The organism is Xylanibacter ruminicola 23, assembly GCF_000025925.1.
GTDB classification, from domain to species: domain Bacteria; phylum Bacteroidota; class Bacteroidia; order Bacteroidales; family Bacteroidaceae; genus Prevotella; species Prevotella ruminicola.
Window position 1 is genome coordinate 2378208 of the sequence record NC_014033.1, and the last position, 13809, is coordinate 2392016.

The 13809-nt window shown below is 50.8% G+C and carries 10 protein-coding genes; 5 read left to right on the top strand and 5 right to left on the bottom strand.

Annotated features, from left to right (window positions below; all coding sequences use genetic code 11):
• Positions 1–1749: an amidophosphoribosyltransferase gene (locus PRU_RS10195; RefSeq protein ID WP_013064081.1), complete on the top strand. Its 1749-nt coding sequence runs from the start codon at positions 1–3 to the stop codon at positions 1747–1749.
• A 30-nt stretch (positions 1750–1779) separates the two neighbouring features.
• Here PRU_RS10195 and PRU_RS10200 read toward each other — a convergent pair whose 3' ends face one another.
• Positions 1780–3012: an LL-diaminopimelate aminotransferase gene (locus tag PRU_RS10200; RefSeq protein WP_013063476.1), complete on the bottom strand. Its 1233-nt coding sequence runs from the start codon at positions 3010–3012 to the stop codon at positions 1780–1782.
• 314 nt (positions 3013–3326) lie between these two features.
• Here PRU_RS10200 and PRU_RS10205 point away from each other — a divergent pair, with 314 nt between their 5' ends.
• The 4 genes from PRU_RS10205 to asnB all read left to right on the top strand — a co-directional run bounded on the left by PRU_RS10205 (position 3327) and on the right by asnB (position 7543).
• Positions 3327–3674, top strand: a complete 348-nt coding sequence (locus PRU_RS10205; RefSeq protein WP_013065263.1) for a P-II family nitrogen regulator — start codon at positions 3327–3329, stop codon at positions 3672–3674.
• Positions 3675–3755: 81 nt separating this feature from the next.
• Complete coding sequence (locus PRU_RS10210; RefSeq protein ID WP_013064493.1) at positions 3756–5012, top strand: ammonium transporter; 1257 nt, start codon at positions 3756–3758, stop codon at positions 5010–5012.
• Between the two features lie 70 nt (positions 5013–5082).
• Positions 5083–5820: a hypothetical protein gene (locus tag PRU_RS10215; RefSeq protein ID WP_013063350.1), complete on the top strand. Its 738-nt coding sequence runs from the start codon at positions 5083–5085 to the stop codon at positions 5818–5820.
• Positions 5821–5878: 58 nt separating this feature from the next.
• Positions 5879–7543, top strand: coding sequence for an asparagine synthase B (gene asnB / locus PRU_RS10220; RefSeq protein ID WP_013064937.1), 1665 nt, complete (start codon positions 5879–5881; stop codon positions 7541–7543).
• Between the two features lie 105 nt (positions 7544–7648).
• On the opposite strand, the gene PRU_RS10225 is transcribed toward asnB, so the two are convergent.
• The 4 genes from PRU_RS10225 to PRU_RS10240 form a co-directional block, all read right to left on the bottom strand.
• Positions 7649–8323 carry an ABC transporter ATP-binding protein gene (locus tag PRU_RS10225; protein ID WP_013064157.1) on the bottom strand — a complete coding sequence of 225 codons (675 nt, stop codon included), beginning with the start codon at positions 8321–8323 and terminating at the stop codon, positions 7649–7651.
• 39 nt (positions 8324–8362) lie between these two features.
• Positions 8363–10714, bottom strand: coding sequence for an ABC transporter permease (locus tag PRU_RS10230; protein WP_177168133.1), 2352 nt, complete (start codon positions 10712–10714; stop codon positions 8363–8365).
• A 135-nt stretch (positions 10715–10849) separates the two neighbouring features.
• Positions 10850–13201, bottom strand: coding sequence for an ABC transporter permease (locus PRU_RS10235; RefSeq protein WP_013064984.1), 2352 nt, complete (start codon positions 13199–13201; stop codon positions 10850–10852).
• Between the two features lie 18 nt (positions 13202–13219).
• Positions 13220–13774 (bottom strand): DUF3836 domain-containing protein, encoded by a 555-nt coding sequence (locus PRU_RS10240; protein WP_041386096.1) that lies wholly within the window; start codon positions 13772–13774, stop codon positions 13220–13222.
• Positions 13775–13809 lie beyond the last annotated feature (35 nt).

Consider the following 13809-nt stretch of genomic DNA (forward strand, 5'->3'; position numbering starts at 1 on the left):
ATGGAGCAACTGAAGCATGAGTGCGGAGTGGCGATGATTCGCCTACTGAAGCCGCTGGATTACTACGAGAAGAAATACGGTACCTGGGCCTATGGTTTTAACAAGCTGTACCTGATGATGGAGAAACAGCACAACCGCGGACAGGAGGGCGCCGGTATAGCCAGCGTAAACCTGAACAACAAGCCCGGCACCGAGTATATGTTCCGCGAAAAGGCGGAGGGCAAGAATGCCATTACCGAGATATTCAGTCGCGTTACCGAGGAGATGAAGGGCGAGCTGTTGATGGGCCACCTGCGCTACTCGACTACCGGCAAGAGCGGACTGACGTTTGTTCACCCCTTCCTTCGCCGAAACAACTGGCGCGCCAAGAACCTGTGCCTTTGCGGTAACTTTAACATGACCAACATCGACGAGGTGTTCGACTTCCTGACCGCCCAGGGACAGAGTCCACGTATCTACGGCGACTCGTACATCACCCTGGAACTGATGGGACACCGACTGGACCGCGAGGTGGAGCGCCTGTATCAGGAGGCCACCGCACAGGGTCTGACGGGCATCGACATTACCAACTATATCGACAACCACATTGAGATGGCCAACGTACTGCGCACCACCATGCAGCACTACGACGGCGGTTTTGTGATGTGCGGACTCACGGGTAGTGGCGAGATGTTCAGCGTGCGCGACCCCTGGGGCATACGACCCGCCTTCTACTACCGCGACGACGAGATTATAGCCCTGGCCAGCGAGCGCCCCGTGCTGCAAACCACATTTGATATTGATAGTAACGACGTGCATGAGCTGCTGCCAGGTCAGGCACTGATAGTACATAAAAACGGCGAAAGCCGACTGGAGCAGATTATGCCTGCCCAGAAACTGAGCGCCTGCTCGTTCGAGCGCATCTACTTTAGTCGCGGTTCCGACTGCGACATCTACCAGGAGCGCAAACGACTGGGCGAACAGCTGACTCAACCCATCTTAAAGGCCATCGACGGCGATGTAACCCATTCAGTTTTTTCCTATATCCCTAACACCGCCGAGGTGGCCTTTTATGGGATGACAGACGGATTCCGTAAGCTGCACGGCGACGTGCGTACCGAGAAGGTGGTGTGGAAGGATATTAAACTGCGCACCTTTATTACCGACAACAGCGAGCGCAACGATCTGGCTGCCCACGTTTACGACATCAGCTACGGCAGCTTGCAGGCCGGTGTGGATAACCTGGTGATTATCGACGACTCGATTGTGCGCGGCACCACCCTGAAGGAGAGCATCTTTAAGATTCTGGACCGTCTGCACCCCAAGAAGATTGTGATGGTATCGAGCTCGCCACAGATCCGTTACCCCGACTACTATGGTATCGACATGGCCCGACTGGAGGAGTTCTGCGCCTTCCGTGCCACCATGGCCCTGATTGAGGAGCGCGGCATGTGGCAGCTGGTAAACGACACTTACCTGGCCTGCAAACGCGAGCTGGAGAAACCCAAGGAGGAGATGCAAAACTGCGTGCGCGCCGTGTACGAGCCGTTTACAGTAGATGAGATTAATAAGAAAATTGTTGAGATGTTGCGACCAGCCGACATGCAGGCACCCATCGAACTGGTTTTCCAGAGTATCGAGGGCCTGCACAAGGCTTGCCCCAACCACCCAGGCGACTGGTACTTTACAGGCCACTACCCCACTCCGGGTGGCGTAAGACTGGTAAACCAGGCGTTTATAAACTATGTAGACAAGGTAACAAAAAAATAGGTTCCGATTGGAACCTATTTTTTTCGTTCTTTACTTCTTTAACCAGTTCTCGATGCGGTGCAGCGCCTCGTCGGTTTGTTCGTGACTGCCGAAGGCCGTGAATCGTACGTAACCTTCGCCCGATGGACCGAAGCCCACACCTGGCGTACAAACCACATGGGCACCGTACAGCATCTCTTCGAAGAACTTCCAAGAACTTGAGGTTTCGGGGGTCTTAGCCCAGATGTAAGGGGCATTCTCGCCACCGTAACACTCAAAGCCTAAGCCACGCAGGGTGGTAAGCATCTTCTTGGCATTTTGCATGTAGTAGTTGATAGTTTCCTTAACCTGCTGCTTACCCTCGGGGGTATAGATGGCCTCGGCAGCACGCTGCGAAATGTAGCTGGTACCATTAAACTTGGTACACTGGCGACGGTTCCACAGGGGGTTAAGAGGGATGCGCTCGCCATCGAGCGTGGCAGCCGTAACCTCCTTAGGCACGATGGTGTAGCCGCAGCGCACACCGGTAAAGCCTGCCGTCTTGGAGTACGAATGGAACTCGATAGCGCACTTGCGGGCACCACGAATCTCGTAGATGCTATGAGGAATCTCATCGTCCTGGATGTAAGCCTGATAAGCAGCATCGTAGAAGATGAGGGTATCGTTCTTAAGCGCGTAGTTTACCCACTTGCGCAGCTCGGCCTTAGAGATAACGGTACCTGTGGGGTTGTTAGGATAGCACAGGTAGATCACATCAACGCGGCGGTCGGGCAGCTGGGGTACAAAACCGTTCTCGGCATTACAAGGCATATACAGCACATTAGACCAACGACCATTCTCCTGAACTCCCGCACGACCAATCATCACGTTCGAATCGATGTAAACAGGATAGATAGGATCGGTAACGCCGATAGAGTTATCCCAGCGCACCAGTTCCTGAATGTTACCCGTATCGCTCTTGGCTCCATCGTTGATAAACACCTCGTCGCGATCCAGATGGATACCACGTGGCAGGAAATCGTTCTTCAAGATAGCATCGCGCAAGAAATCGTAGCCCTGCTCAGGTCCGTAGCCACGGAACCCTTGACGGGTGGCCATTTCGTCGGCAGCCTTGTGGATAGCCTCGATAACGGCTGGTGCCAGTGGTTGCGTTACATCGCCTATGCCCAGTGAGATGACATCCACCTTGGGATGCATGGCCTTAAAGGCGTTTACCTTTTTTGCAATGTCGGCGAACAGATAATTGTTCGGCAGCTTCAAGAAGTGGTCGTTTACTAATGCCATATAATATAAACCTATTTAATTTCGGGTGCAAAGGTAGCACTTTTTGGAAGAAAATTCAAAAAATACTTAGCATAATCACCTTCGATTTAATGAAAAGTAACAATTTGTAAGCATTAATAGTTGTTTTGCTTACAATTTAAAAGTAAAACACTGTTAACGCTAACAAAAAGATAACGACACAAAATCTTTTATAACAAAATGAAACAAAAAGCACTTGTTTTACTTACAAAATGCATTAACTTTGCACCCAAGAAATGACAAAGTGTCATCAATTTAACAATTTATTATAATAATTAGGTAAAAGTTTAAGAGGTATGAAAAAGATTGAAGCGATTATCCGAAAGACTAAGTTCGAGGAGGTGAAAGCTGCTTTGCTATCATCCGACATCGACTGGTTTGAGTACCACGACGTTCACGGCATTGGTCAGAGCCGTCAGGAGCGCATCTATCGTGGTGTACAGTACAGTACCGACGTGATCGAGCGTGTGGCCATCACCATTGTGTGCCGCGACATATTCCTCGATCCAACCGTAAAGGTTATTCTGCAGGTAGCTCACACAGGTGAAATCGGCGACGGTCGTATCTTTGTAAGCGATGTGATTGACACTTGGAGCATTCGCACAGGCGAGAACGGCGACACCGTATTGAGAGATAAGAAATAGTTCAATATTAAACATTAAACATTAAACATTAAACATTAAATATTGAACATTAAAAATTAAACATTAAACATTTTCAGGATTATGAACGAAATTGGAATTTCACTCGATACCGTATGGATGCTATTGGCAGCTATGTTGGTTTTCTGGATGCAGCCAGGTTTTGCGCTGTGTGAAGCTGGATTTACACGCAGTAAGAACACCGCTAACATCCTGATGAAGAACTTTGTAGATTTTATGTTCGGCTCGCTGCTGTTCTTCTTCCTTGGCTTCGGCTTTATGTTTGGTGGCGACGTGCTGGGCGGTTTTATCGGTATGCCTAACTGGGGCGACCTGAGCTTTTACGAGAGCGACCTGCCTGTAGAGGGTTTCCTGATTTTCGAAACCGTATTCTGTGCCACTGCCGCAACCATCGTTAGTGGTGCTATGGCCGAGCGCACAAAGTTCTCGATGTATCTGGTTTACAGTGCAGTTATCTCACTGATTATCTACCCTGTAGAGGGTCACTGGACATGGGGTGGCGGCTGGCTTTGCAACGATGCTGCCGATAGCTTTATGATGACTACCTTTGGTGATGTGTTCCACGACTTTGCCGGTTCGGCTATCGTACACAGCGTAGGTGGTGTGCTGGCCCTGGTAGGTGCTATCGCCCTTGGTCCCCGTGTAGGCAAGTATGATGAGGACGGTAAGAGCCGCGCTATTCCTGGTCACAACCTGGCCATGGCTGCTCTGGGCGTATTCATCCTGTGGTTGGGATGGTTCGGATTCAACCCCGGTTCACAGCTGGCTGCCAGCGGCGAGGTTAACCGCATTGCCATCAGCCACGTATTCCTTACCACTAACCTGGCTGCTGTAGCAGGTGGAACTGCTACCATGTTCCTTACCTATATCAAGTATGGCAAACCATCACTCTCACTCACCCTTAACGGTGTGCTGGCAGGATTGGTTGGTATCACCGCCGGTTGCGACCTGGTATCACCCTTCGGCGCAGTTATCATCGGTCTTGTTTGCGGTATCGTACTGGTTTACGCCATCGAGTTTATCGATCACAAGCTGCACATCGACGACCCTGTAGGTGCTTCGTCAGTACACGGTGTTTGCGGTATCCTGGGTACCCTGATGACCGGTCTGCTGTCAACCTCAAACGGTGCTTTCTACGGTCACGGTTTCGGTTTCTTCGGTGCTGAGCTGTTCGGTGTTCTGGTTATCGACCTCTGGGCTGCTGCCTGTGGTGTAGTATTGTTCTACAGCATTAAGAAGATTCACGGTCTGCGCGTTAGCAAGCGTATCGAGGAAGAGGGCTTGGATATCTACGAGCACGGAGAAATGTGCTATAACTGATTGAAGATTGAAAATTGAAAATTAAAGAGAGAGATTTTACCATTAGTTAAAAATTAAAAGTGAACGAATTATGAAAAAGATTGTTTTAATGGCGCTTATGTTCGCCGCAGGAATGGGTGCTTCGGCACAGGATGAAGTTGAAAGGCTACGGGTAGGCGAGCGCAGCTCGGGAATGACAACAGTAGCTGCAGATGTAGTAAGCTCGTATATCTGGCGTGGCCAGGATTGCGGAAGTGCAGCCATCCAGCCTACACTGGGCATTGGCTACAAAGGCCTCTCGCTCACAGCATGGGGCAGCTACGGACTGGTTGACACCAACGATGCCAAGGAGTTCGACCTGACACTGGCCTACACTGCAGGTGGTTTCAACATCGGCTTGACCGACTACTGGTTCAACGCCGGACTGGATCCTGAGGGTCGCTACTTTAAGTACGATGCCCATGGCACCAACCATATCTTCGAGGCAAACATCGGTTACGACTTTGGTGCCGCCAGCATCCAGTGGTTTACCAACCTCTCGGGTAACGACGGTGTAAACAAGGATGGTAAGCGTGCCTACAGTTCGTACGTAGAGCTGGGCGTGCCCTTCAAAGTAGCCGCAGTAGATTGGAGCGCAACCGTAGGTGCTGTGCCTTACGCCACCAGTTTCTATGGTACCGATGGCTTTGCCATCACCAACCTGGCACTCAAAGCTACAAAGGATATTAAAGTAACCGATTCGTTTAGCATCCCAGTGTTCGCCCAGGTGGCTGCTAACCCCTGTGCCCAAAAGGCATACTTCGTCTTTGGATTCACGCTTCAGCCGTGAGTCCAAGGACTCTTTTAAAAAAGCAAACATTCAAACAACTATAAAAAAATAAAATATTATGTGTGGAATAGTAGGTATTTTCAACGTAAAAGAGCAGTCGCAGCAAATGCGACAGAAGGCTTTGAAGATGAGTCAGAAAATTCGCCATCGTGGTCCCGATTGGAGTGGTATCTACTGTGGCGGCTCGGCTATCTTAGCCCACGAGCGATTAAGTATTGTTGATCCAGAGTCGGGTGGTCAGCCCCTGTTCTCGCCCGACCACAAACAGGTGCTTGCCGTTAACGGCGAGATTTACAACCATCAGGAGATACGTCGCCGCTATGCCGGTAAGTACGATTTCCAGACGGGTAGCGACTGCGAGGTAATCCTGGCCCTGTACCGCGAAAAAGGTATCGATTTCCTGGAAGACCTGAGCGGTATCTTTGCCTTTGCCCTTTACGACCAAGAAGCCGACGAATTCCTGATTGCTCGCGACCCTATTGGCGTTATCCCACTGTACATTGGTTGCGATGCCGACGGAAAGGTGTACGTAGCCTCGGAGCTGAAAGCCCTCGAGGGCCAGTGCGAGCACTACGAGCCTTTCTTGCCCGGCCATTACTACTGGAGTGCCGACCCAGGACAGAAGCGTTACTACAAGCGCGACTGGATGGAGTACGATGCCGTGAAGGACAACCCCGCATCGGTAGAGGCTATCCACGACGCACTCGAAGGTGCCGTTAAGCGCCAGCTGATGAGCGACGTGCCTTACGGTGTACTGCTGTCGGGCGGACTCGACTCGAGTGTAATCTCGGCCATCGCCGAGAAATACAGCGAGATGCGTATCGAGGACGACTCGAAAACCAAAGCCTACTGGCCCCGCCTGCACTCGTTTGCCGTAGGACTGAAGGGTGCACCCGATCTGGCCAAGGCCAAGCTGGTGGCCGACCACATCGGTACCGTTCACCACGAAATCAACTACACCATACAGGAAGGTCTGGATGCCATCCGCGACGTAATCTACTTTATCGAGACCTACGACGTGACCACCGTACGTGCCTCAACACCTATGTATCTGCTGGCGCGTGTCATCAAGTCGATGGGTATCAAGATGGTGCTGAGCGGCGAAGGTGCCGACGAGATTTTCGGTGGCTACCTGTACTTCCACAAAGCCCCAACGGCCAAGGACTTCCACGAGGAAACCGTCCGTAAACTCTCTAAGCTGCACCTCTACGACTGCCTGCGTGCCAACAAGAGTCTTTCGGCATGGGGTGTTGAGGGTCGTGTGCCATTCCTCGACAAGGAGTTCCTGGATGTGGCCATGCGCACCAACCCCGAAGCTAAGATGTGCCCAGGCAAAACCGTTGAGAAGAAGATTGTACGCGAGGCCTTTGCCGACATGCTGCCCGAAGCCGTAGCCTGGCGCCAGAAGGAGCAGTTCAGCGATGGTGTAGGCTACTCGTGGATCGACACCCTGAAGCAGATTACATCCGAGGCCGTTACCGACGAGCAGATGGCCCACGCCGCCGAACGATTCCCAATCAACCCACCAAAAAATAAAGAGGAGTATTACTACCGCTCTATCTTTGCCGAGCACTTCCCCAGCGATTCAGCTGCCCTGAGTGTGCCCAGCGAGGCCAGCGTAGCATGCTCTACCGCCATCGCCCTGGAATGGGACGAGGCCTTCAAGAATATGAACGATCCTTCGGGACGTGCCGTTAAAGGCGTGCATGAGCAGGCCTATTAACGGAACGCCTTCACGTTCCAAAGGCGTGCATGAACAAGCATACTAAAAAAAGCGGCCCTTCCTTTTCGGAGGAAGGGTCGTTTTTCTGTTATGACAATGCGGCGCTTACAGCGTAACCTCAGGCACTACCTGACCGTCGAGCAGGTTGATGGTGCGCTGGGCATAACCGGCATCGCGCTCCGAGTGGGTTACCATTACCACGGTGGTACCCTCCTGATTCAGCTGGGTAAGAAGCTGCATCACCTCAAGTCCGTTCTTTGAGTCGAGGTTACCAGTGGGCTCATCGGCGAGGATAATCTTAGGATTCATCACTACGGCACGGGCGATGGCCACACGCTGTTGCTGACCTCCTGACAACTGCTGGGGGAAGTGGTGGGCACGATGACTGATGGCCATGCGGCGCAGTACCTCCTCTACCCTTGCCTTGCGTTCCTTCTTGGGCACACCCAGATAAGTAAGAGGCAACTCTACATTCTCTTCAACATTCAATTCATCAATCAGGTTAAAGCTCTGGAACACGAAACCAATCTGGCCCTTGCGAACCTTGGTACGCTGACTCTCCTTGAGCGAGCCCACATCCTGACCATCCAGCAGATACTGACCACTGGTAGGATTATCGAGCAAACCCAGAATGTTAAGTAAGGTTGATTTACCACAGCCCGATGGACCCATGATGGCCACGAACTCGCCTTTCTTTACTTCGAGCGATACACCGCCCAATGCAACGGTCTCCACCTCTTCGGTACGGAACACCTTCTGAATGTTTTCTAACTTAATCATAAGCTTATTGTACTATTTGACTATTTACTATTTCACTATTTATTCGTTCTTAAGATAATCTACCGGGTTGCTGCTGGCCACACGATAACAGCCGATGCAAACTACCGAGAGGATAACCACCACTACTGCCAGGGCACAAAGACCGAAGAGTACTGGCAACAGGACAGCCTTTTCGCTGAATTGCTCTAACCACAAGCGCGACACATACCAGCCACCGATGGCACCGATAACCACTGCAGGCAAGGCCAGGCGCAGAATATCGCGGATAAAGAGCTGCAACACATCGATGATATGCGCGCCGTTCACCTTGCGCACGGCAATCTCCTTCTGTCGGCGAGCCAACTCACCAGCCAGATAACCAATCAGTCCGATCAGGGCAATAATCAAAGCTACCATTCCACCAATCATCACGGTACTGCGGAAACGGTGGGCGTCGGTATAAAGCTGCGTCATTAACATGGTATAGGGGCGCATGACTACATCGGGATTCTCGGGAATCAGCTCGTGCAAACGCTTGTTGGCGGCATCGAGCGCACCCATATCGTGGAAACGCACGGTGATATGGTGGGTGTATCTCATGTTCTGGTCGTAGAAACAGATGCTGGGACGCGTGTCGGGATGGGTGATACTACCGATACGGGGATCGTCGAACACACCCACGATGGTGTAAGGACCTTCGTAAGAGGTACAGATTACCTGCTTGCCAACAGCCTGATCCCAACCAGCCAACTGCTTCATCTTCTCCTCGAACTTACGACTTACCATCGCCTCGCGCATGGTGTCGGTCTGCTGCGTAAAGGTACGACCAGCAATCACGGGTATGCCCATCACCTCGAAGTAATCATCGCCTACATCAAACAGGTCGGCCACATTCATGTATTCCTTGTCATCGCCTGGCAGGAAGATGTTATCGCCACTCTGCATCTCAGGCAGGTAGGCATAAGATGTGGTAACACCTTTCACACCCGACAGCTTTTTGAGCTCACTAACCACCAGTCGTTTCTGTGTCAACGAGAGCTCGTCGGTATTGAGATCGGCCAGGGTTGAATAGTCGTAACCTGGATTATCGTTCACCATCAGCTGATACTGGCGACCTACCACTAGCAGTAGTACAAAGAGGAAGGTGGCCGAACCGAACTGCAATCCCAGCAACAGCATTTTCCACGCACGGTGCGAATGGTTGTAATGCTTAAAGGCGGCAGTCATGGGGATGTGGGTGTAAGCCCAACCGGGCACCAGACCTGTGATAACCAGCACCACCAGACAAGTAAGGGCGATGAACCCAATGTTATGACCTGTAGTAAGGATGACCGGTAGTGGCGTGCCCGTAAGTTCCTGGATGGTATCCTGGAAGACGAACAGCAAGCCTGCGGCCAGCGCTAACGATAACAGCAGGTGCAGCACACTCTCGATCATCACGCGACCATAGATATTTCGCACCTCGGCACCATAGCAACGGTGTACAGCCATCTCACGAGCGCGGCGACTAATGCCACCAATCACCAGCAACAGATAGTTCATCACCGCACAGCCAATCAGCACCATGGCCAGCAACGAGATAATCCATATCATACGACGTGTAGCATCGTCCTGTGTATGATAGTCGGCCAACGGGCGCAGCGAGTAATCGAGATCCACACCGGCCTTCTTCAGTTCGTCGGCAGGCAGGTTGTCGCGTCGCATCTTCGCAATCTGTGCTTTCAAATCGTCGGGAGTGATTCCCTCGGCCAATCGCACATAGCCAAAGTAGCGATCGTTACCCACCCAGTTGTCGCGACCATCCCAGGTTATCTGGGGCAGTGTAGGCATCGATACCAGCACCTCCAAGTCGTGCAGTCGGGTGTTCAGGGGGATATCCTCGTAGATACCGCCAATAGTGAGTGCCAGATTGCCACGCTTATTATAATACACCTTCTTACCAATCACGTCGCCCCCCAGTTTCTCGGCTATCGACTGCGGAATCATGCAGTAGTTGGGCTGACTGAGCGTTTTCTTTGGATTACCTGCCAGAATACGGTAGGGAAACACATCGAAGAAACAGCTATCGGTAAAGAAAAAATTGGTACGTATGCGCTTATCGTCTTCGGTAACCAGTGGCAGGTCCCAACCAAAGCCTGTATAGCGGGTAGCGGCCTCAACCTGCGGGCAGTAGCGCTTCAAGCCGTGAGCGATAGCACCCGATGTTTGTGAGTAATGCTGATATTCACCATCGCGGATGATATCCTCATAGAGCACATAGATGCGGTCGCTCGTATCGAAGTCTTTATCCCACGACTGTTCGAAACCAGCCTTACCTATTAATACAATACCAGTAGCCAGACCAACAGCCAGACAGAGAATCTTAATCCAGTTGTGCTGACCACGCTGATTGAGAGATTTGATAACGTTCATATGCATTATTTGTTGATGTTTACGCTGCAAAGATACGGCTATTAACCAATATCTGCAAGCTTTTTGCACGGCCCGTAGGCGGTATGTCTAAACATTATACGGTTCACTGTATGATTTTTATACACTTGCCACCAGTTACTCGGTTTTAATGCTCTCAACCGGGTTGGTACGCACGGCTTTGATAATCTGGATGCTAACCGAGAGTACAGCTACCAGCAGGGCAAAAGCACAGGTAACGGCGAATATCCATGGGCTCAAGCTGATGCGATAGCTGAAGTTGCTCAACCAGTCGGTCATCACGTACCACGACAGCGGGATAGCGATGACAAACGATACCAGCAATGGTGCACAGAAGGTGCGCAGCATGAGTGCCATCACCTCGTGCGAGGTTGAACCCATAATCTTGCGGATACCAATCTCCTTCTGTCGCTGACGGATAAAGAAAAGCGACATACCGATGAAGCCCATCACCGAAATTACAATCGCCACAATGGTAAAGAGCGAGATAATCTTGAGCGTATTCTTTTGATCGGCGAAGGTTTCGGCGATACTCTCCTCCAGCGACTGCACAGACCATTCCATATCGGCCTCGGGCACACCTTGTTCCTTCAGCATGGCTGTGAAAGTCGCCTTGGCCTGCTTGTCGCCATTGGTCTTCACCAGGAACGAAGGATAGTTGAACGAATCCTTGAATTGGATGACAAAAGGCTCAACACCTTGCAACACATTGATACGATGGATATCGTTAAGCACACCAGCGATAGGTTTATTCCAAACAGTCTGTGTGGTGGTGTCGGTATATTCCATCTGGCGCATAGCCTCCTCCGTCAGATAGTAACCATCACTGGTTTGTCCATAGTCTTTCTTTTTCTTAAACCCATAAAGGTCGTAGGCCGTTTTGTCAAGGTCTAATAAGTAGAGAGTCACCAATTTATCGTTACGCGTCACACTTTGCATGCTACAGCTACCAGTAGCCAGCGAGGTTTTCTCGAACCTACCTATTTTCTCCACAAAAGGCATCTTCTCCAAGAGGTTTCTCACAGTTTGATGTTTGCCATCGGGAGCGTCGATAACAAACAGATGCTCTGTGTTGTAGCCCAGCGGCGCATGAATCAGATGATTCAGTTGCAACCAGATAACGAGGGCCGACGTAAGCATCACCACGGTTACCACATTCTGCAGAATGATAAAGATCTTGCTCAGCACCATCTTGGAGCGATAGCGGAAACTGCCCTTGACGATGTCGATAGGCTGGAAACGTGAAATCTGCCACGAAGGCATGATGCCCGAGATGATACCCACCAACAGGATGAAAGCGATGCTAACACTAACGGTACCCAGACTGATATCGCCAGCAAGGTCGATCTTGCCCTTAAACAAATCGATAGCCTCATCCTGCAAGGCAAAGGCTAAAGCCAGACCGATGGCAAACGATACAGCTACCATCAGGGTTGATTCGGCAATCAACTTCAACGAGATATCCTTCTGACTACTACCGAAGAGTTTTCGGGTGGCCATCTCCTTGGCACGGAAGCCTGTGTTGGCAACCGTCAGGTTGATGTAGTTGCTGATGGCAAAGAAGAGGATGGCCAGCACAGCAGCCAACAGGATGCGAAGTCGCGACTTATCACCTTTCTGCATACCGGCTCCACTATTCTGTGGCGCAAACATAATGTCTTTGAGTGACGTAAAGGTCAGCTCCGTAGCCTCCCACTTACCATAGTAATTCTTATCCAGATAATCGGCAATAACAGACTTCTTGCTATCGAGACTGGTGCCTGGGTGCAGCATGAAGAATACCTTACTAACACCATTGGGGCCATAGGCCGCTGTGTAATTCTCGAGCTGATAGCCCATCACCTGCGGATAGCGCTGCATGCTCACGATAATCTGCGTCTCGTTAGGCAGTACGGTATGATCAAAGTCCTTTGCTATCGCACTAACGGTATAGACCAGCGTACTGTCGTAAGGGTCGTCGTGCCCGATACGCACGTGGCGCTCGCCAGTAATCTGAACCGACTCACCAATGGGGTTCTTATCACCAAACAAGCGCTTAGCCAGTCGCTCTGTAATCACGCACTTATCGGGTTTATCAAGTGCATAACGCTTGTTACCCTGCGTCAACTCATAGTCGAAGAAGTTGAAGAAAGTAGAGTCGGCCAGCATGATCGTACTCTTGTCGTCGCCATCTTCCACCACGCGGTCGCCATATTTGATTTTTCCACTCTGACTCATCACACAGCAAGTCTGCTCCACCTCAGGGCACATCGCTTTGATATCGGTGGCAGCCTGAGGCCACATAAAGAAATTATCCTGACTACCTATCAGAACAATCTGGTCGGCATGCTTGTGCCACGAGTCGATAGTAAACTGGCGCCAGGTGTAGTCGCCCAGCAGGATGATAAACATGAGTGACACTACAAGCCCTACCACATTGATTAATGTGTAGAGCTTGTTGCGTGAGAGAAAACGGAAATAACTCTTCATTTTTTATTCTTTATTTTTTTATTTCTGTGTAAGATAATAATCCATGTTCAGTGTATGGCTCTCAACAGGTGCCTGCCACTCCAGTTGCAAATCGGTTTTGCTACGCTGACGGGTGTAACAAGCCACGCTGGCGATGCTTTCATCGGGCATCAGGGTATAGGTAATCTTACCTACGGGCTCGTCGAAGTCGGCCTTCTTCTTGTTCCAGCGACTATAAGTGGCGGTGTAGAATCCGGCATCCAGCGAGTAGCTGTGGCGACCTGCGCACTGCCACTGGTTCTTGCGCCATACGTACTTAGTACGACTGGTAAGCATGCCATCGGCAGCATAGTTGTACTGGTAGCGGTAGATGGGCTTCAGGGTGAAGTTACCCTTGCGCTGGGGCTGTTCCTGATATACCACCATCGTAGCAATCTTACCATCGGCATCACGATCAGCATTGTAAACAAACTCTGCGTCGGAGGCTTGAGAGACTGTGTCGAAAATCTTATCGACTGTTGCAGATGTCATTACTTGTGCATTTGAGGTCAGAGCCATCAGGCACATCATCGAGCTAATCATAAACTTTTTCATAATCGTACTTATTTAAAATGTTACTACTTTGTTTT

What these genes read in the sequence shown, in the direction of transcription:
- PRU_RS10195 (WP_013064081.1), top strand. Translation starts at nt 1, where the DNA reads ATGGAGCAACTGAAGCATGAGTGCGGAGTGGCGATGATTCGCCTACTG.
- PRU_RS10200 (WP_013063476.1), bottom strand. Translation starts at nt 3,012, where the DNA reads ATGGCATTAGTAAACGACCACTTCTTGAAGCTGCCGAACAATTATCTG.
- PRU_RS10205 (WP_013065263.1), top strand. Translation starts at nt 3,327, where the DNA reads ATGAAAAAGATTGAAGCGATTATCCGAAAGACTAAGTTCGAGGAGGTG.
- PRU_RS10210 (WP_013064493.1), top strand. Translation starts at nt 3,756, where the DNA reads ATGAACGAAATTGGAATTTCACTCGATACCGTATGGATGCTATTGGCA.
- PRU_RS10215 (WP_013063350.1), top strand. Translation starts at nt 5,083, where the DNA reads ATGAAAAAGATTGTTTTAATGGCGCTTATGTTCGCCGCAGGAATGGGT.
- asnB (WP_013064937.1), top strand. Translation starts at nt 5,879, where the DNA reads ATGTGTGGAATAGTAGGTATTTTCAACGTAAAAGAGCAGTCGCAGCAA.
- PRU_RS10225 (WP_013064157.1), bottom strand. Translation starts at nt 8,323, where the DNA reads ATGATTAAGTTAGAAAACATTCAGAAGGTGTTCCGTACCGAAGAGGTG.
- PRU_RS10230 (WP_177168133.1), bottom strand. Translation starts at nt 10,714, where the DNA reads ATGAACGTTATCAAATCTCTCAATCAGCGTGGTCAGCACAACTGGATT.
- PRU_RS10235 (WP_013064984.1), bottom strand. Translation starts at nt 13,201, where the DNA reads ATGAAGAGTTATTTCCGTTTTCTCTCACGCAACAAGCTCTACACATTA.
- PRU_RS10240 (WP_041386096.1), bottom strand. Translation starts at nt 13,774, where the DNA reads ATGAAAAAGTTTATGATTAGCTCGATGATGTGCCTGATGGCTCTGACC.